Source organism: Bacillus sp. HU-1818 (genome assembly GCF_022695965.1).
Classification (GTDB): Bacteria; Bacillota; Bacilli; order Bacillales; family Bacillaceae; genus Bacillus; species Bacillus atrophaeus.
On sequence record NZ_JAAPBE010000004.1, the window covers coordinates 184,246 to 211,091 of the forward strand.

Consider the following 26,846-nt stretch of genomic DNA (forward strand, 5'->3'; position numbering starts at 1 on the left):
AGGGATATGATTTGAATACCAGTATTGAACCAAAGCCTTTTAACCGATCTGTGATCGTTGGCATATTGTTGGCGGGAGCTTTTGTCGCCATTCTGAACCAGACGCTATTGATTACAGCTCTTCCGCATATAATGCGTGATTTTAATATCGATGCCAACCAGGTCCAGTGGCTGACCACTTCCTTTATGCTAACGAATGGGATTTTAATACCGATCACCGCGTTTCTGATTGAAAAATTCACAAGCCGGACGCTGCTGATTACTGCGATGAGCATATTTACGGCGGGAACGATCGTCGGGGCATTCGCACCAAACTTTCCGCTGCTTTTAACAGCCCGTATCATTCAGGCTGCCGGAGCCGGCATTATGATGCCGCTCATGCAGACAGTGTTTCTTACGATTTTCCCGATCGAAAAACGCGGGCAGGCGATGGGTATGGTCGGATTGGTTATTTCCTTCGCTCCTGCAATCGGACCGACATTATCCGGTTGGGCAGTCGAAGCCTTCTCGTGGAGATCGCTGTTCTACATTATTCTTCCGATCGCCATCATTGACCTGCTGCTTGCGATTATTTTGATGAAAAACGTGACGACTCTTAGAAAAACACAAATTGATATGTTGTCTGTGATTATGTCTACTCTAGGCTTCGGCGGTTTGCTGTACGGATTTTCAAGCGTCGGCTCTTACGGATGGACAAGCTCAACCGTCCTTATTTCACTGATTGTGGGCATTGTTTCCCTGCTTTTATTTATCACAAGACAGATGAAGCTTACAAAACCGATGCTGGAATTCCGTGTATTTAAATTTGGCATCTTCAGCTTAACAACACTGCTTGGAACCATTGTATTCGCTTTGCTGATCGGTACAGAGACGATCTTGCCGCTTTATACGCAAAACGTCAGAGGCATATCAGCATTTGATACAGGATTAATGCTTCTGCCGGGGGCAATTGCTATGGGAATCATGTCGCCGATTATCGGAAGAATCTTTGATCGGGTCGGCGGAAAAGGACTCGCCATTCTCGGCTTTTCCATCATCCTTTTGACTTCTTTACCGTTTACGCAGCTGACGGAGCATACATCACTCACCTGGATTGTGATCGTGTATACCGCCCGATTACTGGGAACGGCGATGATTATGATGCCGGTCACAACGGCGGGCATCAACGCGCTGCCGCGCCACCTGATCCCGCACGGCACAGCTATGAACAACACCATTCGCCAAGTCGGCGGCTCCATCGGTACAGCGCTCTTAGTATCTGTCATGAGCAATCAGGCAGCACATGCGGCTGCTTCCAGTTCAAGACAGGCGGCTTTGCACGGCATGAACGCAGCCTTTATCGTGGCGGCCTGCATCGCACTCGCCGGCTTCCTGCTATCGTTTACTTTGAAGAAAAAACCGCGGCCTGCCGAACAGCAGCCTGCACGATAAAAAAACTCAGCCCTTCCGGGGCTGAGTTTTTTGTTTTGAATTGATAAGGCAACAACGCTTAGAAAGATGCCCCCTTCTGAAACATTGGGAATCTGATCAAAGAATTCACACAGAAGTAACTCTTCGCTTCATTTTAAAGCTTCAAATTCAGTTAACGAATTGCCCCTTCCCCATTGCTATTAATGTTAAGAATAACTGGGCACCAGAAATGAACTATCGTAATGAAGAGAAAACAAAAAACCCGATCAAGGCCCCCATTTACAGGTTCCATTGATCGGGTTCTTCTTCATTTATTTCTCTAAACCATCTTTTACTTCTTTAATCATTTGAGCCATAGACTCAAGTCCGCCGCCTGATAGGTACCATGTTGCTGAATCAAGGTAGACAACATGATCGTTTTTCACAGCGTTTACTTTTTTCACATAATCGTTTTCAACAACTTGCTTCGTAGACGATGTTTCGCCGATCGCTGTGCCGCGGTCTACAACAAACAAGTAATCAGGGTTTGTTTTTGAGATGTACTCATAAGATACACTTTGTCCGTGGGAGGATGCTTCAATATTTTGATCAGCAGGTGTCACGCCAAAGACATCATGAATCAGGCCGTATCTTGATTTAGGGCCGAACGCGCTGATTTTGCCGTCGTTCGCCATAACCACCAACCCTTTTTTATTTACTTTCTCAGCCGTTTTCTTCACATCCGAAATCGAATCATCAATTTTTGCAAGCTCGCTCTTCACTTCATCTTCTTTGTTAAAGATTTTTCCGATTGTTTCTGTGTTTGACTTAAAGGATTCCATATATTTTGTGCTATCTGTATCAAGATAAATGGTTGGTGCAATTTTTGAGAATTCTTTATAAGAATCAGATTGTCTGCCTGCAATAATGATGAGATCCGGTTCTAGATCAGCCACCTTTTCAAAATCAGGCTCTTTTAAACTGCCGACATCCGTATACTTATCATTTTTGTATGAAGAAAGGTAATCGGGAAGGCTATTCTTTGGCAGTCCCGCAACGCTTCCTTGTAATCCAAGTTTATCAAGTGTATCTAAAATACCAAGGTTGAAGACAACGACTTTTTTAGGATTTTTGGTAACTTTTGTTCCGTTTTTATCTATATCGTGCTTCACTGTGATTTGATCCTTTTTGTTCTCTGACCCTTTACTGTCTGAGCTTTGGTTTCCGCATGCTGAAATAACAACCGCGGTAACCAAGGCGATGAAAAGCAATGCAAACTTTTTCATGTGATTCACCTCTTTATGTTTTTAAGAAAAATAGACACCTATTCTTTGATTATCTATCGTTTCAATCGGAATGGTCATATCGTAAATCTCCTCTAGCACCGAGGTCTCTATGATTTCTTCCGCTGATCCTTCTTTTACGATACGGCCGTTTTTTAAGGCCACGATATAGTCGGAATAGACGGACGCAAAGTTAATGTCATGAATGACGACAACAATCGTTTTGCCCAGTTCCTCCACCAATCGTTTCAACAGCTTCATAATTTCCACAGAATGCTTCATATCCAGATTGTTAAGCGGTTCATCCAGAAAGATGTAATCTGTATCCTGGGCGATTACCATCGCGATAAACGCCCGCTGGCATTGCCCTCCGCTTAATTGGTCCAAGTACTTATCCTGAATGTCTTCAAGCTTCATATAACCGAGAGCCTGATTAATATGAACCCAGTCTTCCTCTGTCAGCTTCCCCTGTGAATAAGGAAATCTGCCGAAGCTGACAAGGTCTTTGATCGTCAGCCTGATGTTGATCTGGTTCGCCTGTTTCAGGATGCTGATTTTTTTCGCCAGATCATTGCTGTCGCAAGAGCCGATCTCCTTGCCGTCTATTTTGATTTCGCCTGAATCTTTCTTAATCAGACGGCTCATAATAGACAGCAGCGTGCTTTTGCCGGCGCCGTTAGGACCAATAAATGAGGTAATTTTGCCTTTTTGGATCGTGACTGACGTTTCTTCAAGGACAATTTTTCCTCCATATTGCTTGCTTACGTTTGTGATTTCTACCATGATTTATTCTCCTTTAACAGCAAGTAAATAAAATAAATCCCGCCGGCAAAATTAATAATAACGCTTAAAGGCGTTGAAAAAGCGAATACCTTTTCAACCACAAACTGGCCGCCGACAAGCGCAATAATACTGATCAGCACAGAACCAGCGATCAAGTATGTATGCTTGTACGTTTTCAAAAACTCTCTGGCAACGTTCACAACGAGAAGCCCCAAGAACATAATTGGTCCTACAAGAGCCGTTGAGACGGAAACGAGAATCGCAACGACAACCAGCATCTGCTTCACGACTTTATCATAATCAATTCCTAAATTGACGGCGTGTTCTCTCCCGAGAGACAGCACATCAAAAAACCTCGTGAAACGCCAGGCGTAGAAGCCGACAAGCAGAAAGATGATGCACGCCAGCCATAAAAGATCCGTATTGACGTTGTTAAAGCTGGCAAACATCTTATCCTGCACAACTTGGAACTCATTCGGATCAATCAGCATCTGCATGAAAGAAGACAAGCTGCCAAACAGCGTGCCAAAGACAATTCCGACGAGCAGAAGGAAAAAGATATTCCTGCCCTCTCCTTTAAACATGATCTGATACAGCACAAAGGAAAACAAAATCATCAGGAAGACTGAAATCAAGAAATTGACGTTCTCATTCATCATGACGACATTCATTGAACCAAACAGAAAGACAATAACAGTCTGAATAAGCATATACAGAGAATCCAGCCCTAAGATGCTTGGTGTAAGGATGCGGTTGTTCGTAATCGTTTGGAAGATCATCGTTGAAAACGCGATGGCTCCGCCTGTCAGAATAATAGCGAGCACCTTTTTACATCTTCTTGGAAAGGTATAATCCCAATTGCCCAAATCATAAAACAAAAACAGGCCGATACAAATCATGGCGATTCCAATGAGCAGCGTGATTTTCATATTTTTACGCATAGGCTTTTCTCCTTAACAGCATATACAGGAAAATGCCGCTGCCGATGATTCCGACCATCAAGCCAATCGAGATTTCGTACGGAAAAATGATAATCCTGCCCAATATATCGCAAAGCAGCACAAAAACGGCACCTAAAAGAGCTGTGTGGGGCAGGCTGCTTTTCAGGTTGTCTCCCCTGTAAATGGATACGATATTCGGAATGATTAGCCCAAGGAACGGCAGCATACCGACAGTCAAAATCACGAGGGACGTGATCAGCGACGATATAATCAGCCCGATATTCACAATCCGTTTATATTTCAGGCCAAGGTTGACGGAGAAGCTTTCCCCCATCCCTGCTACTGTGAATTTGTCAGCAAATATATATGCGATTATCACAAGCGGGATACTCAAGTATAAAAGTTCATATCTCCCTTTCACAATGAGAGAAAAATCTCCTTGAAGCCATGAAGAAATATTTTGGATTAAATCATATTTATACGCGATAAATGTCGCAATCGAGCTGACAATGTTCCCAAGCATTAAGCCCACGAGAGGGATAAAGATCGTATCGTTAAACTTTATTCTCTCAAGGATTTTCATGAACAGGAAGTTGCCCGCAAGCGCAAATATAAAAGCAATCAGCATTTTTATCAGCGGACTGGCAGAGGTAAACAGCATTAATGAAATCAAAATCCCGAGCCTCGCCCAATCCATCGTGCCGGCAGTTGTCGGCGAAACGAATTTATTACGGCTGATCTGCTGCATAATTAAGCCGCAGATGCTCAGGCTCATGCCTGCAATAATAATGCTGATTAATCTCGGCAAACGGCTGGCGAAAAGCGTTGAAGCCTCTTCTTTATTCATATGAAAAAGATCCAGCGGCGACAGATCCTCTACGCCGATAAAAATAGAACAGAATGCAAGTAAAATAAGTAAAACAACTAAGTAACGTAGCTTCATGCTGCCTCCTCACACCCTTACAACAAAAGACCTTGCTTCCCTTTCCGCAAGAATTCAACAGATTCGCAGATAACAGTAAATGATTATCATTATCAACGACAATATAATCTTATCACCTTTCTCGCTATAGTCAATATTCTTTTCTGAAAAAGCTTTGCTGAGCCGGCCTCTCTAAGAGTCATTCAAAATATATCATTATTTAAGTCTACCAAGAATTTGAACCGCTTTCTATATCCATCCGTTCTCTGTTTAGCATTTTTTTCATTTTGGCGCAAGATTCGCAGAAGGAAACCTGACATCACCGCACTAATTCCTCCCTGGAAAAACAATTGTTCACACCACGTAGAAAATAACCCTTGATTTCAAGAACCGAAAGAGAGATAATAAGTACTAAATTTGTGTGAAAATTTAAACATTAGGAGTTGTCAACATGAAGGTCGTTAAATTCGGAGGCAGTTCTCTCGCATCTGGCGCTCAGCTTGAAAAAGTGTTTCATATCGTAACAGCCGATCCCGCGCGCAAAGCTGTTGTGGTATCTGCGCCGGGGAAACGTCATTCCGAGGATAGAAAGGTAACGGATCTCTTAATCGCCTGCGCGGAGCAATACATATCATCGGGTAGTGCGCCCGAACTTTGTGAAGCTGTCATTGAACGATATGCCGAAATCGCTCAGGAGCTTCATTTGAATCAGCATATTATAGAAAGAATACGGGATGACCTCTTCAGTTTGTTAAATGGAGACAAAAGCAATCCCGTGCAATATATAGATGCAATCAAAGCAAGCGGCGAGGATAACAATGCTAAGCTGATCGCCGCTTACTTTCAGCACAAGGGCATTCAAGCAGAGTATGTGAATCCTAAGGACGCGGGTCTTTTCGTCACAAATGAGCCGGGAAACGCTCAGGTGCTGCCTGAATCCTATGAAAATCTGTACCGCTTAAGAGAGCGGGACGGTCTTATTATCTTTCCCGGTTTCTTCGGCTTCAGCAAAGCTGGCGATGTGATCACTTTTTCAAGAAGCGGGTCAGATATTACGGGTTCTATTCTCGCAAACGGTTTACAGGCAGATCTGTATGAAAACTTTACCGATGTCGATGCGGTTTATTCCGTCAATCCATCTATCGTGAATAACCCTAAAGAAATCAGCGAACTGACATATCGGGAAATGCGCGAGCTTTCATATGCCGGCTTTTCCGTCTTCCATGATGAAGCCCTGATCCCCGCGTTCAGAGCGGGAATTCCGGTTCAAATTAAAAATACGAACAATCCGGCAGCGCAAGGAACACGTGTTGTCAGCAAACGGGACAACACGAACGGCCCAGTTGTCGGGATAGCCAGCGACACCGGATTTTGCAGCATTTATATCAGTAAGTATTTAATGAATAGAGAAATCGGCTTTGGGCGGAAAGCCTTGCAAATTTTAGAAGATTACAGTTTAACGTACGAGCATGTCCCGTCCGGAATTGATGACATCACCATTATATTGAGACAAGATCAAATGGAGGCCTCCATGGAGCGTCAGCTCATCAGGCGAATTGAAGAAGACCTTCAGGCGGATGAGGTGATTGTCGAGCATAACCTGGCGCTGATTATGGTCGTCGGAGAAGCCATGCGCCACAACGTCGGCACAACGGCAAGGGCGTCAAAAGCATTATCTGAGGCTCAAGTAAACATCGAAATGATCAACCAAGGGTCATCAGAGGTGAGTATGATGTTCGGGGTAAAAGAGGCGCAGGAAGAGCGGGCAGTCCAAGCATTGTACCAAGAGTTTTTTGCAGGGGTTTTAATTTCTTAACGTTTTAATAGCCGAAATTCTCATTTTTTCTCTTGTCCACTAGTATCTCTATCAATTTGTTGCCTCCTGCATATCTTATAGTATTCACACATGGAGGTGACGCTGTATGTATCCATCTAATGGAAACGGCATCAGTTCTTTCCCTTTAATCGTCGTATTGTTTATCCTATTGATTATCGTAGGAACATCTTTTTTTAACGGTGGTCTTTTCTAGATCAAACTAGTATGACCCTGTAACCTCCTTATCGCAGAGGTGAGCGCCATAAGACCATATCTTATGGCGTTTTTCCTTTTGGGCTGCCAAAATATCGGGCGCTGGTTGATAGACTTATTTTTTTCTCATCTGCACGTTTACCCTTTACACTCTAGTATTCTGCGCATATCTTATAGTATTCTCACTTGGAGGTGATGCCTTATGTCAGGTTGCGGATCTGGTAACGGCTTTAACTCTTTCGCGTTAATCGTAGTGTTGTTTGTACTATTGGTTATTGTGGGAACATCCTTTTTTAATGGCGGCTTCTAGAACAGACTGGCAGCCCCCATATGTAAGAACCTCCTCTTGTAAAGGTAAACGCCATAAGACTTGTCTTATGGCGTTTACTGTTTATGTTTAAAACGGCAAAGTCCCTTCTTTTCGGGAAGGGACTTTTGTTTTCTTACGTCATTCCTCTTTCTGTCACCTGATAATCTGGCGCTTCAGCATTGGACACTCCAACTGTTGCAAACACAGCAGCTGCAGCCAAACAAATAATGAGCAATTTAGATTTCAATTTCATATAAACCTTCACTCCTTTGTATTTGTTTTCTGGCCTCTTCTACTTTGAGAAAGTAGGAAGATGACATTTCGAAGTTTTTTTGTTCATAGTAGTATTTAGCTACTTCTAGTGCTAAATCCTCTATATCAGCATACATATTTTTATTTTTTAGGTAATAAAAGCATTTTTCGATTCCTTGTTCATCCGGCTGGGCTTGATATAGAGTTTTTAAAAATTCAAATTTCACCATGTAGTCAATATCATCTGTTTCTTTAGCATATTCATAGCCCCTGCTGTGATATTCCACTGCTTTAGAATTATTTTTACATTTATAATAAATCTGCGTGATCAGAAAATATGCCTGAGGAAGGGATTTAATGATGTCGTTGCTTTCGAATATAGAAACCGCTCTTTCAAAATAGTCAATGGCAGGCTCAAGAAGATCTTGATTGTAATAACACAACCCAATATTATAAAGCGCTCTTCCGACCAATTGTGCTTTATTTTCTGATTCCGCCATATGTAATGCGAGTTCAAAATGGCGCGCGGCTTGTTCGAAACGCCTTTCATCCATCAAATTTACTCCGAAAACAAAATGACACTGTATAATTCTCACATTATACGTTTCTTGCTCAGCATATATTTCGTAGGCATTTTTGATATGAATCAGTGAGAAATACGTCTGTTTCATATAGTAATAAGCTTCGGCTACTTTAAAATAGAACTCGGCTCTTTCAATATGATCCGCTACAAAGGAAAGTCTTTTTTCAGCCTGTTTGTAATAGGTGATGGCTGAAATGAATTCTCTTTTATCAAATTCGTGCATCCCCCGAAAAAAGTTTACATAATAATCAAGCAGCCCTTTTAAATCAGCCTGATTGCTGTCAATGTTGCGCAGTAATTCTGACAAGCTAGGCTGGTCCTCTATTTTTAATTTTTCTAACGGCTCAAGATAATCAAGCATCAGCTGGTGGCGGAATTCCATTAATGAGAAATATAGCAGCAAGTTCGGATCGTCTTCCATATGTTCAATTTCCCGTTCAATCTCGGCTTTTAGAATTTCTGCGTCCGGTACACTGAACGTACGAATATACTTATACCACTCGTTAATTTTTTGACCGACTGCTGAAGAAGGAATCACCTCGCTCTTCATTCCTTCACCCTCCCCATCCAAAACCTGTTTATGACATATTTTATCATGTTTCCAGACGGCCACATCCCGAAAAACACGCAAACTTTGTTTTCGGCAGAGCGCAATAAATACATGAAGCGCCGAAGCGGTATGAATTTGAAAGGCAGATGTTTGTTCAAAACACACAAAAAAACGGCAGCATGGAAGCCTGCCGTTTTTATTACTGTTTCGTATTCAGCGGTAGACGAATAGTGAATTTTGTCCCTTTTCCTTTTTCACTCTCGATTTCCACTGTGCCTTGATGCATTTCAACGAGCTGTTTGACGATGGACAGGCCGAGGCCGTATTCGCCGTACGCTGTGTTGGTTCTGGAAATATCCGCTTTGTAGAACCGCTCCCAAATATGCTCGATATCCTTTTTCGAAATGCCGATTCCGGTATCTTCAATTTCGATAATGGTTTCTTTATATCCCGCTGATCCCCGCAGCCAAATTTCCCCGTTTTGCGTAAATTGGATGCTGTTTTTCGTGATATTGGCGAGAATTTGAATCAAACGGTCATAATCCGCATGAACGATAATGTTATCCTCAACCTGAATCATCAGCTTGTTTTGTTTTTCTTCAGCCTGCTGTTCTAGGTGCTCTTTGATAATTTCAAACACCTCGATAAGCGGAACATCCAGCTTGTTCAGGGTGATTTGCTGTGATCTGATTTTTTCGTAATCCAGGTTTTCTTTCACGAGCCGCAGCATGCGCTTCGTTTCCTCACTGATAAGCGAGAAGCATTTATCTTTGTTCTCTTCAGGAATTGTATTGCTGTTCAGCCCTTCGACCAAGCCGTTGATGGTCGTGAGCGGCGTTCTTAACTCATGCGAGACATCGGCGATAAACTGCCGTCTCCGTTTCTCCAGACGGTCGATTTCATCTCTTGATTGCTTTAATTTTTTTGCCATGATATTAAAATCAGACGCCAGAATTCCGATTTCATCCTGATGTTTGTTTTCAAGATGGATGTCATAGTCTCCGGAAGCCACTTTATCCGTTGCATCCCGCAGCTTTTGAATCCGTTTGACATGGAATTTTGACAGCAGCCAGCTGACCAGAATCGTAATGACAAGCGTGCTGATAATGGCATAAAACATGTATCGGTTGACCTGATTGATCATTTGCTCAACTCCGCTGATCGGAGAAATCAGCAGCACTGCACCTTTAAACTCGCTGTTGATAAAAATAGGCTGAGCAACAAGTGAAACTTCTTCATTAAAACGGCCATCCGTTCTGACCATCACCGTCTGCCCTTTTTTCAGCTTCGTCCACTCCGTATTCTTCAGCTTTTCCCTCGGGTGAAAGCCTTCAGGCAAGAAATAAGGCTGCTGCTTTTCATCAAAGATAATGAACTGTGTTTTTCTTGTTTTTAATATATCCTGGTACGGATACAAGCGCCGCAAGTCCACATGCTGCCCGTCTTGAAACTCCGTCGCGATTTGGCTGGCGTAAGACGTAAGCTCCTCCACTTTGCTTTGATAGGCAAACTCCTTCACAAAGTGGGAAAACAGAGAAATAATAATGACAAATGCTAAAATCAAAATGCTGATATGGCTCAGCAGCAGCTGATATAAGTATTTAATCCTCATCAAATTTATAGCCTACCCCCCATACCGTGTATAGAAAAGACTTGTCCTCGCTGGCAAGCTTCTTCCGCAGCCTTTTAATATGAACATCAACGGTACGCTCATCTCCGTAGAACTGGTATCCCCATACCTGCTCCAGCAATTGTTCCCTTGAAAACACCTGCCGCGGATTTTGCACAAGATAATAAAGCAAATCAAATTCCTTTGGCGTGAGGTTTTCAACAGGCTGTCCGTTTAGAAATACTTCTCTTGTCTTCTTATTAATGGTAAAGCAAGCCGTTTCAATCATATCGTTGTCATTTTTAATTGCACTTCCGGTTGCCTGGTATCTCCTGATCACGGCTTTAATGCGCGCAACCAAGGTTAATGGGCTGAATGGCTTTGTGACATAATCATCGGCCCCCATCTCAAAACCGATCACCTGATCAGACTCGGTATCTTTTGCGGTCAGCATAATAATCGGAACACTGCTCGTTTCTCTTATTTTTCTGCAAATGGTCACGCCGTCCATAGACGGAAGCATGATATCAAGAATGACCAGATCCCATTCCTCTTCCGTAAAACGCTGGTATCCTTCTAATCCGTCATGAACAAATTCCGCTTCAAAGCCTTCCTTAAAAAAGAACATCTCAGTCATCGTACAAACACTAACGTTATCTTCTATCATTAATATTTTCATTGTTTCCTCCGATTGTTTTGACGCTTTTTTTATAATAGCACCATTTTACACAGAGGGTTTTGGGTTTCACAATTGTTAGTTTTTATTTAATCAACTAGAAATAGATTGTTCATACTTTTTTCATACCTTTGAACTACTATAAATTTATCAACAAACGGACCTGCTTCGGACGGTCTTACAGAGATAAACTTACCAATACGGAGGAACATAAATGAACTTTATCAAACGGGCCTTTTGGAGCATGAAGGCCAAAAAAGGGAAAACATTGTTGCAGTTATTTGTTTTTACAGTCATATGCATTTTCGTTCTGTCGGGTCTTACCATCCAGTCGGCAGCGCAAAAATCAAGCGAATTAGCAAGACAGGAGCTGGGCGGAAGCGTGACACTGCAAGTTGACCGCCAAAAGCAAATGGAACAGCAAAAAGATGACGGAGAGAAACGAAGTTTTGAATCAACGCCGATTTCGGTATCTGATGCGAAAAAGCTGACAAGCCTCGATCACGTGAAGAGTTATAACTTTATCACGTCAGCTTCAGCCAACGCCGGAAACTTCGATGCGATTGAAAGCTCAAGTGATTCCAGCTCCAGCTCTGATAACTCAAATTCAAATTCAGATTCGAAAAATAACCAAGGCGGCGGACAAGGCGGGCCGCAGATGACTTCAGCTGATCTTTCGATTGAAGGTGTAGTCAGCACTTCATTAGTAGATGAATTCTCAGACGGAGATTCAAAAATTACAGACGGACGCTCGATTACAAAATCAGATGTCGGCAAAAAAGTCGCGGTCATTAATGAAACGCTTGCGGAAGAAAATAACTTAAGCGTCGGTGATTCCATCACGGTTGAATCAGCAACAGATGAAGATACAACCGTTAAGCTGGAGATTGTCGGCATTTATAAAACGACATCTTCCGGAGATGGCCAAGCCCAGAATTTCTCTTTCTTAAATCCTTACAATAAAATCTATACGCCTTATACGGCAACTGCCGCTTTGAAGAGTGACGATTATCAAAACAAAATTGATTCAGCTGTTTATTATATGGACGATGCTGAAAATATTAATGCTTTTGTTAAAGCATCGAAAAAGACGTCTATCGATTTTGATACGTATACACTTGAAACAAATGATCAGCTGTACCAGCAAATGGTCGGCCCGATTGAAAACGTAGCTTCTTTCTCTAAACATGTCGTGTATCTTGTATCAGTTGCAGGCGCGGTAATTCTCGGTCTGATTGTCATGATTTCTATCAGAGAGCGCACATATGAAATGGGCGTTTTAATGGCAATCGGCGAAAAACGCTGGAAGCTTATCGGGCAATTCCTGACGGAGGTTCTGATCGTTGCTGTTATTGCGATTGGCATTGCTTCAGTGACAGGCAACCTGATTGCAAATCAGCTCGGAAATCAGCTCTTATCGCAGCAAATCAGTTCATCAACTGATACGGCACAAACAGCAAGCAGCAGCCAAGGCGGAGGTCACATGCCTGGCGGCGGTATGGGCGGAGGCGGCATGTTCGGCCAGAGCTCATCAAGCGCTGATGTGATTGACTCATTGAATGTCGCAGTCTCTATGAACGATTTATTGCTTCTCGGCAGCATCGGCATATTGATCGCGGTCATCGCAACATTATTGCCGTCTATCTCAGTACTGCGGCTTCATCCTAAGACTATACTGACAAAACAGGAATAAGAAAGAGGCGAATACACATGAGCTTATTAGAATTTCAACAAGTCGGCTACTGGTACAAAGACAAAAGCCAGTCCCTATTTCAGGATATCAATATCAATTTCGAAAAAGGGAAATTCTATACAATCGTCGGTACGTCCGGATCAGGAAAAACAACTTTCCTGTCTCTGGCGGGCGGACTTGACGTCCCGAAAGAAGGAAGCATCCTTTACGAAGGAAAGGATGTTTCCAAAATCGGCTTAACGAATTTCAGAAACAAATATGTATCCATCGTTTTTCAGGCATACAATCTGCTTCCCTATATGACCGCTGTTCAGAATGTGACAACAGCGATGGAAATTACGGGTTCGAAAGAGACGAATAAAGGAGCGTACGCGCTGGACATGCTGGAAAAGGTCGGCATCAGCGAAAAACAGGCACGTCAAAAGGTGTTAACTTTAAGCGGCGGACAGCAGCAGCGCGTTTCGATCACTAGAGCGTTCTGCTGTGACACAGACTTGATTGTAGCCGATGAACCGACGGGGAACCTTGATGAGGATACCTCAAAAGAAATCGTCCGTCTCTTCCAAGACTTGGCGCACAAAGACGATAAATGTGTAATCATGGTGACGCATGATGAACAAATCGCAAAAGTGTCTGATATCAACATCAGACTTTCTAGAGGAAGCTTTACGTTGAAGGAAAACAGCGCAGCGGTTTAACAACTTGCGCCTCTGCCAGTGCAGACAGGGGCGCAGCCTATATCCCCCTTTTATATAGAAGTGAACGTAAAAAGAGCGGTGGCTGCATCCCCCCGCTCTTTTTATTTATATATGCGATAAATAGCTTTGAATGTCGGCCTGCTCAATGGCAGTGATCAAACTTGCCGCTTTTCGTTCGTTTCCTTGAAGCGCAAGTTGCAGCTTCTCTTTTATGTCTTCCTCAGACAGTCCGTTTCCCGGCGCACCCTTGGGACAATTGACGCGGGCTTCGTAAACACGTCCGTCTGACAGAAAAACGCGTACGATGGTGAAGCGGCCCTTTGGAACGGCTTGCGGGTCTGGCTGAATCTCAGCGTCATAAACACGCTGAATACGCGACAGATAGGCTTGAATGTTCTGTGGTATCGTCTCATTGTTAAAATGCCCGGCCGCCGTCAGCTCCCGGCCGTGCAAAGCAAGGGCGATGACGTATTCCACACTGAAACGTCCTTCCTCTCCTGTTTTCGGCTGTCTTTCCGTCAATGCGGCGTCTCCGCCCGGAGGATAGACTACTTCGATCCGGTCTGTCTTGTCAGCAGATATCCCATGCTGAACCACCAGCTTGCGGATGGCGTCTGCGGCGTGATGAGCGGCGGAGCAGAACGGATAAATTTTAAACCAGAGGCCTGGCTGAACGATTCTCCAAGGTGCTCCCCAATTGCTTAAAAATGTGGATTCCGCCTTTTCCGGATCACCGTAGAGGCTGAAAAACCCTTTATCTCCATCCAGTGCTGTGTGTGAGCCGCCAAAGCCGGTTTGCGCCAGTTTGACGGCAAATAAGGCGGATTGAGCCGCCAATCCGGCGTGCAGCGGTTTCATTTCTGTGCCGAATTGAACTCTCATTCCGCCGGCTTGCGCAGCGGCAAAGCCGATTGCTCTTTCCATCTCTTCCTGGGACAGCTCTTCTGCATAACCGATCGCACAGGCAGCCGCTATCGCTCCAAGCGTCCCTGTGTTGTGCCAGCCTTTTTCATAATGGCGTCTGCCAATCGACTCACCCAGCCTTGCCATCACTTCTACGCCGACAATATAAGCGCCAAGAAACCGCCCGCCATCTCGGCTGGCGGCGGCAGAAGCAATGAGCGCCGGAAGAATAACGGCGCTCGGATGCCCTCTGACATCAGAATGGACATCATCAAAATCAAGCGCGTGGGCGATAAATCCATTCAGCAGCGCCGACTGCGAAGGTGATGCCTTTTTTCCTTGTCCGATAAGAGGGGCAATTGGCTCGCCGCCTTCTCCCTCGATCAAGTTCAACAGTTTGTCAACGCCGCTGTCATTTCTCCCTGCAAAAGAAGCCGCTGTAAAATCAAGCAGCCCCTTCTTTGCTTCACGCATCGCTTCAACGGAGGCTTCAGGACGTGATGATCTCACAGACTGAGCAAGGCCTGCCGTCAGTTCTTGTATGTTCATTCGATCGACTCCAGGACAGTAACGGCGAGCTCAGCAAAATAGCGGGCTGCCACCTGCAATGCTTCTTCATCCAATGTGAACGCCGGATGATGCCATTCTTCTGTTCCGTTTGTTCCCATCCAAACGAAAAAGCCTGGAATTTTTTCTTGATAAAGAGCGAAGTCTTCACCGCCTGGCGACTGTTCAGCGGGAACAGTCTGATAGCCGAGACGGGCTGCGGCTTCTGAAGCGGCATTCAAGAATTGACCGTCATTCATCACGGACGGCAAATACGGGAACCAGCGAAATTCCGCCTGTGCTCCGTATCCGGCCGCAATTCCTTCAGCGATCCGTTTCATATGTTCCGGAACGGCTTCTCTTGCTTCTTTTTGAAAGGTTCGAACCGTTCCTTCCATTTCTGCTTGGTCTGGAATGACGTTCCATGAGCTGCCACCCTGTATTCTCGTGATGCTGACGACCGCATTTTGCAATGAACTGATATTACGGCTGACGACAGATTGCAGGCCGCTGACGATTTGGCCTGCCGCGGCAATCGGATCAATGCTGTTATTTGGAATACCGGCGTGTCCGCCTTTGCCTTTAATGACTAACTCAAAGCGATCAACGCTTGCCATCAGCGGACCTTCTTTCAGACCGATGGTGCCGACCGGCAGATCCGGTTTATTATGCATGCCGAAAATAGCAGAGACGCCGTCCAACACCCCTGCTTCTATCACTTTTCTCGCTCCGGCGGCAATTTCTTCAGCGGGCTGAAAGATGAAGCGGACTGTTCCTTTCAGCTCGTCCTTTCTTTTGTTCAGCAAAATCGCTGTGCCGATAATGGAGGCTGTATGAAAATCGTGTCCGCATGCGTGCATTGTTCCGTCAGTTTTAGAGGCAAACGGCAGGTTCGTTTGTTCATGAATCGGAAGCGCGTCAATATCCGCTCTCACCGCAATAACGGGACCGTCCGCATGCCCTTTGATTTCCGCAATCACGCCTGTTTCAAGCTGAGGAACGTCAAGAATCTCGATGTTCTCTTCTTCAAGCCAGCGGCGGATTTTTTTCGTCGTTTCAAATTCTTCAAACGACAGTTCAGGGTGTTCATGAAGGTCACGGCGCATATTAATTAAACGTTTGTTTAACTCCTCATTATACTCTTCGGCCATTGTTCTTCTTCCCTTCTATATAAGTTCGGCAGGCTCTCCCACCTGTTTGATAAACTTTTTCGTCCGTTCGCTTTTCGGATGGTCAAACAGTTCTTCCGGGGTTCCCTGCTCGATAATATGGCCGTCCGCCATAAAAATTACCTTATCAGCGACTTCTCTGGCAAACGCCATTTCATGAGTAACGATGATCATCGTTGTTTGTTTTTCCGCAATGGATTGAATCACTTGCAGCACACCCGCTACAAGCTCCGGATCAAGCGCGGAGGTCGGCTCATCGAGCAAAATCGCGTGCGGGTTAACGGCGAGCGCCCGCGCGATGCCGATCCGCTGCTGCTGCCCGCCGGACATCGTAATCGGATAGCTGTTCGCCTTATGCTCCAAGCCGACCTGTTTTAAGATATCCATACCAATGCGGTTTGCTTCTTCCCGCGATTTCTTTTGCGAGACGATCAGCGCTTCTGTAATGTTTTGCAGTGCTGTTTTATTTTTGAACAGATTGTAATTTTGGAAAACCATGGCTGTCTGCTGGCGAAGCTGATGCGCTTCTTTACGTGTATATTTTTCAGCGTTCAGCTTGGCTTCTCCAATTTCAATCAAGCCTTGATCAGGGCGTTCCAATAGATTCAGGCAGCGGAGAAGCGTTGATTTGCCGGAACCGGACGGGCCGATGATCGCCACGACTTCCCCGCGTTTCACTTCAAGGTCGATCCCGTCCAGCACGACGAGATCTTTAAAGGCTTTGCGAATATTTTTGACTTGTATCAACTGATTTCACCCCTAGGTTCGGTATGGCTTGCTGATAGCGCGTTCAAACAGGTCCTGCAAGACGCTGTATATAATTGTGAGAATCCAGTACACAACCGCAACCGCCAAGTAGGTTTCGAAGTATTTCAAATTGCCTGAAGCGTACATCTTCCCTTGCGCGAACATCTCCATAACGCCTAATGTAAATGCCAATGATGTTTCTTTCAAAAGGCCGATAAACGTGTTTCCCGTTGCCGGAATCGCGTTTCTGACAGCTTGCGGGAGAATGATCCGCCTGTATGCCTGAAGCTTCGTCATGCCGACAGACAGACACGCTTCCAGCTGCCCTTCATCCACCGAGTTCAGTGCGGCGCGGAAGATCTCCGCTAAATAGGCAGCGTTCTTTAAGCTTAAACCGATGATGGCAGCCGTTAAGGCAGTCATTTTGCTCATCTCCGGGAACAGCTGCGGCAGTCCGTAGTAAATTAAGAAAAGCTGCACCAGCGTCGGCACACCCCGGAAAAATGAAATATAGACTTTTGACAGCTGATGAAGCACGGGAATATGGTTTTTGGTAATAAGTGCGAGAACAAGTCCTCCGATGACCGCAAAAATCATGGCCGCTACAGCCATGAAAAGGGTGATCGGAAGGGCTCCAATTAATGTCGGGAATGCCGAAATCATGAATCCCCAATCGATCGTATTCATTCTGGTGGTTCACCGCCGTTTCTTATTGCTTCTTTTCTGTTGTGATGTCTTCTTTAAAATACTTTTCTGAAAGCTTTTTAAGGGTTCCGTCTTCACGGAGTTCATCCAATGCTTTATTTACTTTTTTGCGGATCTTATCGTGCGCGTCATCCTTTGCGAACGGGAATGCGACTTGCTCGTAGACAATCGGGTCTCCGGCAAGCTTCAGAGGCAGACCTGTTTTCTTTATTTGTGCGAGAAGCACACTCCGGCTGTTGACGTAAGCGTCCACACGTCCGTAAGCCACGTCTTTCAGCGTACCTTCTTGTGTTTCGTATGTTTTGATATTGATTTTTTTATCAGGATCTTTGCTTTCAAGGTTTTTCGCATGGTTCGAACCGAGAACGGCCGCAACTGTCTTTCCTTTTAAGTCGTCTACTGACTTAATATCCTTGTTATCATCTTTTACGACAATCTGTGTCCCCGCGTAGGAATACGGTTCTGTAAAGTTGTATACTTCCTTGCGTTCGTCTGTTACGGCAACCTGGTTTGAAATCGTGTCAAGCTTACCTGTTTGAAGCTCTCCCATCAGCCCGCTGAATTCAAGCAGTTTCCAGTCAAGTTTCATATCGAGTTTTTTTGCTACGGCTTCCATGACTTCCACATCAAAACCGGTCAGCTTGCCGTCATCTTTATAGGCGAACGGATAGCTTTGTCCGGTCGCGCCGACATGAAGTACCTTGTCATCCTTATTATCACCGCTGTTTCCGTTACCGCATGCTGACAATACAGCTAATAGCGCAGCAACGAACAGCAAAGTCCATTTTTTCATTTTCATGTTATTTTCCCGCCTTTTTGTTTTATATATCAGTCCGCAGTTCTTTTTTCATATAAATCGTGATGTGTCCTTTGCCGAGATCTCGTTCCCCGGCGCGGACGTAGCCTTTTCTTTCATACATGTCAATCAGCCACGGATGTTTATCCGCTGTTCCGAGCGATACGAACGGAACCTTTAAGGTATCGCGCAGCACGGTCTGCTCGACCCATTGCAAAAGCTCTGAGCCTACGCCTTTTTTGCCGGTATCCGGATCTACTGCAAACCACCAGATGTGAGGCACTCCGTACGGTCCCGGCTGCTGTCCCCACGGCATCCGCAAGGAAATCGTAGCGATAATCCGTCCATCGTCTTCCATTACATAACATGCGTTTTTCCGGATATTGTTCAATACAAGCTCCAGGTCTGCATGTGCGGCGGCAAAGTTGATGCCGAGCTTGCGAACCGGTTCATAGGCCCGCCATGTCAGAGCGAGAAGTTCTTCGGCATCACTGTCTTTCGCCAGCCGGTATTGTCCCTGCATCGCACGTTCCTCCTTTATTTTGTATAACGGTTAACCGGTTTTTCCAAACCGAAATGTTCTCTTAATGTCGTACCTTCGTATTCTTTTCTAAACACGCCGCGTTCCTGCAAGATCGGAATCACCTTGTCCACGAATAGTTCGATCCCTTCCGGAAGGAGCGGCGGCATGATATTGAAGCCGTCACAGGCCTGTTTTTCGACCCATTCCTCCATCTTATCTGCAAGCTGCTCCGGCGTGCCGACAAAGATGTGATGGCCTCGGGAACCTGCCACGTATTTGTAAAGCTCGCGAATGGTCATGTTATCGCGCTTAGCCATATCCTGAACAAGTTTGAAACGGCTTTTCACCGCGTTTGAAGCTTCTGCGTCCAATTCAGGCAGAGGCCCGTCAAGCGGATATGCGGACAAGTCGATGCCGCCTAAATAATTTTGAAGGATTTGCAAACCGACTGACGGAATGATTAAATCCTGAAGCTCTTGATATTTCGCCTGCGCCTCTTCTTCTGTATCGGCAATGATCGGAAAAATCCCCGGCATGATCGCTATTTTTTCAGGATCACGGCCGAATTCGGCAGCCTGTTCTTTAATAGATGTATAAAATTCTTGAGCGGATTCCAAATGGTTTTGCGCCGTGAAAATCACTTCCGCCGTTTTAGCGGCCAGCGCTTTTCCATCTCCTGATGAACCTGCCTGAATAATAACCGGCTGGCCCTGCGGCGTTCTCGCGATGTTTAAAGGCCCGCGAACTGAGAAATACTCTCCTTTATGATTAAGCTCATGCATTTTTTCCTTCTCGAAAAACTCTCCCGATTCCTTATTTCGAATGAAGGCATCCTCTTCCCATGAATCCCACAGCCCTTTTACCACATCAACAAATTCCTCGGCCCGCTGATAACGAAGATGGTGTTCAAGGTGCTGTTCCCCGCTGAAGTTCAGCGCTGTTGATTCAATAGATGAGGTCACAACGTTCCAGCCGGCCCGCCCGTTCGACAGATGATCCAAAGAGGCGAACTGTCTCGCAATATGAAACGGTTCACTGTATGTCGTGGAAGCCGTAGCTGCAAGTCCGATCTTGGAAGTAACCTGTGCCAGTGCAGAGAGCAGCGTAAAAGGCTCAAACCTTGTTAAGACATTCGGATGCGACTTGCTGTCTATTGATAAGCTATCGGCCAAAAACAGCATATCCAGCTTGCCCCGCTCCGCAGTTTTTGCAAGTTCTTTAAAGTAATCCAAATTCATGCTTGCGTCCGCAGGAGCCTTCGGATGTCTCCAAGATGCAACATGATGCCCCGTACCCGCAAGGAAAACCCCCAATTTGATTTCACGTTTTTTGCTTGCCATGGTGTGTTTTCTCCTTTTATCTATTTTTTGGCCAAGCTGAATATTCCGACAGCTTAAACCTACATTTCCTAGCTTTTTAATATGAATAAATCAAAATGTACAATTGTCTCGTAAGTTTGTCAATTAGTTGAGCAGAATTATTTTTCTTTTTCAGCACAAAAAAGCCCGAAAGGCAGACGGGATCAACTGTTTCTTGTTAATGGGGTTTCTTTTTTCCTTTTATCCGTCTTTTCAAGAAAGCGATAAGCAGGAGCACAACGGGGAAAATGACTTGAAACGGCAAATGGACGGTGATCGGAACAATTTTCAGCCCTTCGCTCATATGCTCTGAAAAACTGCTTGCGATTGTAATGGATAAAATTAAAATGCCAAGACCGACCGGATAGGCCAATTGAGATGGGTTCTTTTCCTTAAACAAGGTTGAAATCCCCATAACGACAGCATACAGGTAAAGGCTGACCTTGAAAAAACCTCCTATTACAAGCGCCAGCATAAAAAAGACATCCAGACGATCTAAGAACTCTTCGATTTTAATCGTCTGAATGGTGGTAAGAAGCGGAAATTGAGAACGCAGGGTGAGATTCACATCCAGCACACTCATTGTAATTGCAATGGACAAAGCTAAAATCAGCCCGCTGATCCCTATTGCCCAAAGCCCTGTCTTTTTTGCGTATCTCTGGTTATTTAAATAAGGAAGTATCATGACAAATACGATCATTTCACCAAACGGAACATACAGAGTCTGCGTGAAAACGGAATGAATGACAGGCGAAATCCCATCCGCCAGAATGGGCTTCAAATTGGAAAGATCAATCTTGCCGGAGCAGATAATCAGGATCAATCCGACCGCTGCTAATAAATACATCACACCAAAAAGAAGCTCTCCGGCTCTGGCTATTACCTCAATCCCTTTTCTGACTGCGTATATACTGACGACTATTAATAAAGCGTTAACCACCACAATCGGCGTATCGGGATATGCAAACGTCAGCAGCATCTCACCAAAGTCCCGGAGCACGCGTGCCGCGATATAGGCAAAATATAAAATATACAGCAGGGAAATAAGCCAGCTAATCTTGTTTCCTAAAAGTTCATTCATATACTCTTTCGGCGAGCAATCCGGATAATATTGGTAAAGAGCCTGATACACATAGTAAAGGAGCAGACCGACGGCACATCCAAGCAGAACTGCAATCCAGGCATCCCGCCCGGCTGTCGTTCCCGGCGGAATTAATAATGAGCTGCCCAATTCAAAAATCAAAATCATGACAAACAGCTGTCTTCCAGTAATTCGGGCCTTCTCCATCGGTCAAAAGCTCCTTTCTTCACGTTTAATCACGGTCAAGCTTATCTTGAAGAGGATTGTTCCTCAAACCAGTTCTTCTGATAAATGTTTCCACTTTAATATCAACCGGCAGATTGGGCAGATATTCAGCTTCCCACTTCGGTTCTATTTTTTTCCACACTTTAGGATATTTTCTAAAGATCGGATCACCGAATCCGACAATATCAACTTTGTTCTTTTTAATAATCTGGACGGTGCCGGCAATATCCCTTTTCAACTGTTTGCTGAGAATCCGTTCTAGCTGCTCCAATACTTTAGGATCTGATAAATGAAATGGATATTTGACTGCGTCCACTGTCCCTTCGACTGTGATATGGACGTGAATGTGCGGCTGGCCATTTTGAAGAGAAGCGGACACCTTTGTTTTTTGGCGGCTCACTTGAAGGCTTATTGCATTTTCAACCTGTTTCCAATCGGCGTTGATATACGTATGTTTGATTCGGTTCAGCAGCCACATGACTCCGATTCCGTTCTTATCCTCAATCCAATATTGTAAGCGGCCGTCGTGTTTAAATACGGCCAGTCCGTCTGCCTGAAGAACGGCTTTCGATTCTGTGGACTGCGTATTCTCCAAGCTTTTTCCCTTTTCACTGTCACCCTTCATGGTAAATCCGGTTATAATGGGTGATTTGGTCGGGACAACAAGGCATTTTATGATATCCTGTATGTTTGTTTTTATATTTTTTCCATATTGGGATTCTGTAAAATCCAATGTTTTGTTCACTTTATTGGACGGGATTTTATCAATCGGTGTGAGAACCTTAATGATATTTTCCGCTTTTGTTTTATGAGCAATCACGACAGTTGCCGTTGTCCTGAACTCTGTATCGCGTTCCAGGCTATCAAATACATCATTCAGCCCTTCTTCTCTAGCCAGCTTTTCACTGATGACCACGAGATTTGTGTGAGAGAAATACAGCCGTCTTGATATCTTTACAGATGCGCTTCTCATCGCTTCCGTCAGATTATCACCAGCTACGGAATAAACGGATACAGGCGGTCTGTCTCCCGCCCCGCCGCCTTGAAGCCCTCCAGCTACATTGCCCGGATTAATAATTTGAAAGTGGAGCACGTATTTGCCGTTATTTTTCTTATCAATCCCAATCGCTGATATGAGGGCAAGGTCTGTCAGTTCCCGTTTATCCCAGCACCCCGGCAAGAATACAATGCTAACAAGCATCAATACGGCTAAAACCCGCTTACGAATCATCACGTCCACCATCTTTCAGATCTTTGTTGACCATTCCCCGGGAAGAATCCGGCTGAGGGCGCTGATGTTCGGCTTCCCGAACTTTATTTTTCCCGCCGATGACCGCCGGCCTTTTTTTATCCGCCCACCACGGCACCCTTACGAATGTATCTTTTAACCCCTGAAACGAAAACGGGGCGAGAGGTGACATATAGGGAACACCAAAGGAACGCAGGCTGCACAGATGGACAATCATCATAATAATGCCTAAGATCAACCCGTAAAAACCAAACGTGGCGGCTGCAATGATAAAGGTAAAGCGGATCAGACGCGCCGAAATGGCCATGGCGAATGCCGGTGTGGCAAAACTCGCAATCGCGGTAATCGCCACAACGATTACCATGGCGGGTGATACGATTCCCGCCTGAACCGCAGCCTGTCCAATGACAAGCGCTCCGACGATCGAAACGGCGGAGCCCACAACCCGCGGCAGACGGACACCCGCCTCTCTTAGAATTTCAAAGGCGACTTCCATAGTAAGCGCTTCAATCACGGCCGGAAACGGAACAACCTCCCGCTGCGCCGCAATCACAATCAAAAGCTGGGTCGGAATCATTTCTTGATGAAATGTGGTAGCCGCTACATATATCGCCGGCGCAACCAGTGAAATGAAAAAGATTAATATCCTCAAAAGCCTGATGCTTGTGGCAATATCAAAGCGCGAATAATAGTCTTCAACCGATTGAAAAAATTGTATAAAAACTGCCGGCGCAATGAGCACAAACGGCGTTCCGTCCACGATAATCGCAAATCTGCCTTCTAATAAATTTCCCGCTACAATATCAGGCCGTTCTGTATGATAGATAGTCGGAAACGTGGTATATGTTTCATCCTCAATGAGCTGTTCAATGTATCCTGATTCTAAAATGCTGTCGATATCAATTTTTTTCAGGCGCTGCTTCACTTCTTTTATTGTCTTGTCTTCGCAGATGCCGTTAATGTACATCAGGGCGATTTCTGTATGTGTAACGGTGCCGATCTTCATTTTCTCCACCCAGACATTCGGGTTTTTAATATATCTGCGAATCATGGAAATATTCGTTTGAATGGATTCCGTAAAACCTTGACGAGGTCCCCGAAATGAAACTTGAGTACCCGGCTCTTCGATAGAACGCCGCTCTCCCCCCTCCGTACTTGCGATAAGCGCGCGGTCGGCTCCTTCTGCGAAAATCAATGTATTTCCCAGCATTAACGCTGTTAAAAGCCCGTCCCACGTTTGTTCCGGCTTGACGCCCCCGAGCGCTACCGTTTGTTTGAGCACCTGCTCGATCGTGTCATCTTTTTGAAGAGATTTGTTGCTGATTAAAGCTTCAATTAAGGATTCATTCACTGACTGATTATCAACTAATCCGGCTATATAAATGACGGCAATGTGTACGCTTCCCTTTTCTCCGATTTCGAGTTCCCGGATCACCACGTCAGAACTGCCGCCCGTTTTTTCTGTGATATCTGCAAGGTTTTCCGAAAGAGCACAATGGATGTGTTTTGAGCTGTCTTTTCGGTCTTGTTGATCTGCCTTTTCTTTCGCCTCAGACACGTTCTTTTCGGGTTCTTCTTGATCGGTATTTTTCTTTTGCTTTCGTTTAAAAAATTGCGGCATGTCGTAAAATACCTTTCCTTCACATTTTTTCGTATTTTTCCTGCACATCTGAAAAAATATACATATGAAGCATCTGAATAACCTTGCGTAAAAGAATTAAAATAAAAAACGGAGCGTGATCTCATTTGAAAATTTTCGCAGTAACGGCATTTTTAATCGGTTTGATGCTCGTGATATCGGTTTTAATGGATATGGTTCAGGGATTCAGCCTGATGGCAGCGATCCAAAATAATTTGAACACCATCAAAATGACAACCTTTGCAGAGTGGGTTACATTTTTTATTTTTTTCTCAGTCCTTCTGAAAGAGGCGATTTCGTTACGAAAACTAAAAAAAAACAACCCCTGATCTGGGGCGTTTATTATGCTTATACGACAATATTGCCTATTGAAATATCCGTACTGTGTCTCACGATGGTTCCTTTGATGATTCGGTTGGCGATGATGCGTGAATTTGTGGATGTGTTCGTTTGGATGGCAGAGGCCGTGTTTGCTGACAGGTTGTGGATCGTATTGCCGGAGATCGTTGAGCCTGAAGAACTGTTCAAATATATAGCAATTGGTGTACCCGCTGTTCTGTTTACGGTGATCGTATTATCCATAATGTCATGGGTGCCGGAGTTGATATAAATGGTCACGAGGAGGGGGGATTGCTCAAAGTGGTTGCCGATGATGGAGGTTTTCGCGTTTGTGGCGCAGTAAATCGGATAATTTTTAAAACTTCGGAATGTGTTGTTCTTGATAATAGCTGAGGCATTGTTCGTAATGGATACGGCATAGGATTCCATAAAGCCTTCAAAAGCATTCGGAACGAGCGTATTTCCTTCAATAACCAGGCTGCCTTGGGTAACCCAAATTCCTCTGCTGAACGATTTCAGGACGTTCTGCTTAACCGTTATATCACCGCCGGATATGTTGATGCCGTCAATGACTTGAGTAATGCTGTTATTGGCAAATATCGTATCGTCCGACAACGTTGCTCTGAAACCTGTGCTTCGCCTTGTCTGGGATATTCCGTTTTCAATGATGTTTCCCTCGATTAACACGTTCGAAGCCTGATAGACGGATATTCCCGTATTATCGAAGTTTTTGATTTTGTTATTGGCTGCAAGGACACTTTTGCCTCTGATATCAATTCCAGTGGAGAATCCAGTGATGAGATTGCTTTCAATAACCGCATCGCTTCCGTCTTTCCCTTGTGATACGCCCAGTCCCGCAATTCCGACACTCTGTATAATGCCGTTCTCAGACTTAATGATATTTCCTAAAATGAGAGTCTCTGTTCCGTAGCCGTAGCTGATTGTATTGTCGGCTTGATTGCCCTCTATAATGACGCCATAGCCGTTAAAATTGCATACTGAACTGGAAACGTTCCCATTAAAAAAGTTGTTGCGAATCGTAATATTCAGCGCTTCCTCATAATCTAAATCTCCTTCGCCATACCCCTCAATATCAATTCCGAATTTCGGCGCTATGCCATTTCCTTTTCCCGCATCCTCAATGATACAGTCTTGCACAGTGACTGTTTCACCTCCTGTAATCGAAATGTTATTTCGCCGCGACCGTCTGATTTCACAGCGCTGAATGGTAACATTTTCTGACGTGGTGTAATCAGGATTTGTCTTTAACCCTCGAGGACTGACGATAATCCCGTCTCCTGTAAAATCTGAAATGCTGACATTGTCGACCAGAATGTTCGAGCTGCCCTCTATACATATACCGAAGCCCCATTCATGGGTCTGTCTGATGCCTGCGTTTTTATACGTATGCTCATCCCGATCTCCGATAATTTGTCCGCCGGAAATAGTTATATTCTTTTTTCTGCCGACATAAAATGCGGAATACCCCCACGAATCATTCGGTATCACTTTTATCACACACTCTGGGTCCATTATGATGGCCAAGTCGTCAGGAACTTGTATACCCGCGTTTCGGAAGGCCTGATCCGAGTCTCCTCCAAGGGTTCCGTCAACCATATACGTGCCTTTTGGAAACCAGACAGTATGGTATCCCTTTTCAGAAGCGGCAGTTAGACATTGATTAATCATTTCGGTCGAGTCCGTCTCACCGTCTCCTAAAACGCCATAGTCTGTCACATCCAATACAAATTCAGCCATGATGAAAGCATCCCCCTATCTCGTTTATTCATTTCATTTTATGTCGCATGTCCATATCCGCTTGGACAGGTATCTAAAATTTTATTTAAAT

The 26,846-nt window shown here is 44.7% G+C and carries 26 protein-coding genes; 7 read left to right on the plus strand and 19 right to left on the minus strand.

Annotation, left to right across the window (positions count from 1 at the left end; genetic code table 11):
- Positions 1-11 precede the first annotated feature (11 nt).
- Positions 12-1,430 (plus strand): MDR family MFS transporter, encoded by a 1,419-nt coding sequence (locus GXP75_RS16005; protein ID WP_242557258.1) that lies wholly within the window; start codon positions 12-14, stop codon positions 1,428-1,430.
- A 290-nt stretch (positions 1,431-1,720) separates the two neighbouring features.
- Here the strand turns inward: GXP75_RS16005 and GXP75_RS16010 are convergent, their stop codons facing one another.
- From GXP75_RS16010 to GXP75_RS16025, 4 genes are read right to left on the minus strand one after another with little or no spacing between them, the layout of a single operon-like run.
- Complete coding sequence (locus GXP75_RS16010; RefSeq protein WP_242557259.1) at positions 1,721-2,674, minus strand: siderophore ABC transporter substrate-binding protein; 954 nt, start codon at positions 2,672-2,674, stop codon at positions 1,721-1,723.
- A gap of 21 nt (positions 2,675-2,695) precedes the next feature.
- On the minus strand, positions 2,696-3,454 hold the full coding sequence (locus GXP75_RS16015; protein ID WP_061572373.1) for an iron ABC transporter ATP-binding protein: 759 nt from the start codon (positions 3,452-3,454) through the stop codon (positions 2,696-2,698).
- The gene (locus GXP75_RS16020) at positions 3,448-4,395 is read right to left on the minus strand and encodes an iron chelate uptake ABC transporter family permease subunit (RefSeq protein ID WP_242557260.1); all 948 of its coding nucleotides are present in this window, start codon (positions 4,393-4,395) and stop codon (positions 3,448-3,450) included. The genes GXP75_RS16015 and GXP75_RS16020 overlap by 7 nt, the downstream gene beginning before the upstream one ends.
- On the minus strand, positions 4,388-5,338 hold the full coding sequence (locus tag GXP75_RS16025; RefSeq protein WP_061572374.1) for an ABC transporter permease: 951 nt from the start codon (positions 5,336-5,338) through the stop codon (positions 4,388-4,390). Before GXP75_RS16025 ends, GXP75_RS16020 begins: the two co-directional genes overlap by 8 nt.
- 430 nt (positions 5,339-5,768) lie before the next feature.
- Here GXP75_RS16025 and GXP75_RS16030 point away from each other — a divergent pair, with 430 nt between their 5' ends.
- The 3 genes from GXP75_RS16030 to GXP75_RS16040 all read left to right on the plus strand — a co-directional run bounded on the left by GXP75_RS16030 (position 5,769) and on the right by GXP75_RS16040 (position 7,656).
- On the plus strand, positions 5,769-7,133 hold the full coding sequence (locus GXP75_RS16030) for an aspartate kinase (protein WP_242557261.1): 1,365 nt from the start codon (positions 5,769-5,771) through the stop codon (positions 7,131-7,133).
- 130 nt (positions 7,134-7,263) lie between these two features.
- Positions 7,264-7,347: a YjcZ family sporulation protein gene (locus tag GXP75_RS16035; protein WP_396022485.1), complete on the plus strand. Its 84-nt coding sequence runs from the start codon at positions 7,264-7,266 to the stop codon at positions 7,345-7,347.
- Between the two features lie 201 nt (positions 7,348-7,548).
- A complete protein-coding gene (locus GXP75_RS16040; protein WP_082786775.1) occupies positions 7,549-7,656 on the plus strand; it encodes a YjcZ family sporulation protein in 108 nt (35 codons plus the stop codon).
- A 133-nt stretch (positions 7,657-7,789) separates the two neighbouring features.
- On the opposite strand, the gene phrC is transcribed toward GXP75_RS16040, so the two are convergent.
- The 4 genes from phrC to yclJ all read right to left on the minus strand — a co-directional run bounded on the left by phrC (position 7,790) and on the right by yclJ (position 11,329).
- Entirely contained in the window at positions 7,790-7,909 is a 120-nt protein-coding gene (phrC, locus tag GXP75_RS16045; RefSeq protein ID WP_004430266.1) for a phosphatase RapC inhibitor PhrC, read from the minus strand.
- A complete protein-coding gene (locus GXP75_RS16050; RefSeq protein WP_061572376.1) occupies positions 7,893-9,041 on the minus strand; it encodes a Rap family tetratricopeptide repeat protein in 1,149 nt (382 codons plus the stop codon). Before GXP75_RS16050 ends, phrC begins: the two co-directional genes overlap by 17 nt.
- Positions 9,042-9,240: 199 nt before the next feature.
- Positions 9,241-10,656, minus strand: a complete 1,416-nt coding sequence (gene yclK, locus GXP75_RS16055; RefSeq protein WP_242557262.1) for a two-component system sensor histidine kinase YclK — start codon at positions 10,654-10,656, stop codon at positions 9,241-9,243.
- Entirely contained in the window at positions 10,643-11,329 is a 687-nt protein-coding gene (yclJ, locus tag GXP75_RS16060; protein WP_242557263.1) for a two-component system response regulator YclJ, read from the minus strand. Before yclJ ends, yclK begins: the two co-directional genes overlap by 14 nt.
- 211 nt (positions 11,330-11,540) lie before the next feature.
- Between yclJ and GXP75_RS16065 the strand changes: the two genes are divergently transcribed.
- Together GXP75_RS16065 and GXP75_RS16070 are read left to right on the plus strand one after the other, a co-directional pair.
- A complete protein-coding gene (locus GXP75_RS16065) occupies positions 11,541-13,019 on the plus strand; it encodes an ABC transporter permease (protein WP_242557264.1) in 1,479 nt (492 codons plus the stop codon).
- 17 nt (positions 13,020-13,036) lie between these two features.
- A complete protein-coding gene (locus GXP75_RS16070) occupies positions 13,037-13,717 on the plus strand; it encodes an ABC transporter ATP-binding protein (protein ID WP_242557265.1) in 681 nt (226 codons plus the stop codon).
- Positions 13,718-13,822: 105 nt separating this feature from the next.
- On the opposite strand, the gene GXP75_RS16075 is transcribed toward GXP75_RS16070, so the two are convergent.
- The 10 genes from GXP75_RS16075 to gerKA all read right to left on the minus strand — a co-directional run bounded on the left by GXP75_RS16075 (position 13,823) and on the right by gerKA (position 24,640).
- Positions 13,823-15,169, minus strand: a complete 1,347-nt coding sequence (locus tag GXP75_RS16075) for an MmgE/PrpD family protein (RefSeq protein WP_242557266.1) — start codon at positions 15,167-15,169, stop codon at positions 13,823-13,825.
- A complete protein-coding gene (locus GXP75_RS16080; RefSeq protein ID WP_242557267.1) occupies positions 15,166-16,317 on the minus strand; it encodes a M20 peptidase aminoacylase family protein in 1,152 nt (383 codons plus the stop codon). The genes GXP75_RS16075 and GXP75_RS16080 overlap by 4 nt, the downstream gene beginning before the upstream one ends.
- A 15-nt stretch (positions 16,318-16,332) precedes the next feature.
- The gene (locus tag GXP75_RS16085) at positions 16,333-17,082 is read right to left on the minus strand and encodes an amino acid ABC transporter ATP-binding protein (RefSeq protein WP_061572380.1); all 750 of its coding nucleotides are present in this window, start codon (positions 17,080-17,082) and stop codon (positions 16,333-16,335) included.
- 12 nt (positions 17,083-17,094) lie between these two features.
- Entirely contained in the window at positions 17,095-17,769 is a 675-nt protein-coding gene (locus tag GXP75_RS16090; protein ID WP_061572381.1) for an amino acid ABC transporter permease, read from the minus strand.
- Between the two features lie 22 nt (positions 17,770-17,791).
- Positions 17,792-18,586, minus strand: a complete 795-nt coding sequence (locus tag GXP75_RS16095; RefSeq protein WP_214917327.1) for an amino acid ABC transporter substrate-binding protein — start codon at positions 18,584-18,586, stop codon at positions 17,792-17,794.
- Positions 18,587-18,608: 22 nt separating this feature from the next.
- On the minus strand, positions 18,609-19,106 hold the full coding sequence (locus tag GXP75_RS16100) for a GNAT family N-acetyltransferase (RefSeq protein ID WP_242557268.1): 498 nt from the start codon (positions 19,104-19,106) through the stop codon (positions 18,609-18,611).
- 14 nt (positions 19,107-19,120) lie between these two features.
- A complete protein-coding gene (locus GXP75_RS16105; RefSeq protein ID WP_242557269.1) occupies positions 19,121-20,446 on the minus strand; it encodes an LLM class flavin-dependent oxidoreductase in 1,326 nt (441 codons plus the stop codon).
- Positions 20,447-20,642: 196 nt separating this feature from the next.
- Positions 20,643-21,752 carry an endospore germination permease GerKB gene (locus GXP75_RS16110; RefSeq protein WP_242557270.1) on the minus strand — a complete coding sequence of 370 codons (1,110 nt, stop codon included), beginning with the start codon at positions 21,750-21,752 and terminating at the stop codon, positions 20,643-20,645.
- Positions 21,753-21,777: 25 nt separating this feature from the next.
- On the minus strand, positions 21,778-23,001 hold the full coding sequence (locus GXP75_RS16115) for a Ger(x)C family spore germination protein (protein ID WP_214917335.1): 1,224 nt from the start codon (positions 22,999-23,001) through the stop codon (positions 21,778-21,780).
- On the minus strand, positions 22,991-24,640 hold the full coding sequence (gerKA, locus tag GXP75_RS16120) for a spore germination protein GerKA (protein ID WP_242557271.1): 1,650 nt from the start codon (positions 24,638-24,640) through the stop codon (positions 22,991-22,993). The genes GXP75_RS16115 and gerKA overlap by 11 nt, the downstream gene beginning before the upstream one ends.
- A gap of 125 nt (positions 24,641-24,765) precedes the next feature.
- Here gerKA and GXP75_RS16125 point away from each other — a divergent pair, with 125 nt between their 5' ends.
- Positions 24,766-24,987, plus strand: coding sequence for a YczF family membrane protein (locus GXP75_RS16125; protein WP_061572388.1), 222 nt, complete (start codon positions 24,766-24,768; stop codon positions 24,985-24,987).
- A gap of 19 nt (positions 24,988-25,006) precedes the next feature.
- On the opposite strand, the gene GXP75_RS16130 is transcribed toward GXP75_RS16125, so the two are convergent.
- Positions 25,007-26,755, minus strand: coding sequence for a right-handed parallel beta-helix repeat-containing protein (locus tag GXP75_RS16130; RefSeq protein ID WP_242557272.1), 1,749 nt, complete (start codon positions 26,753-26,755; stop codon positions 25,007-25,009).
- Between the last annotated feature and the right edge of the window lie 91 nt (positions 26,756-26,846).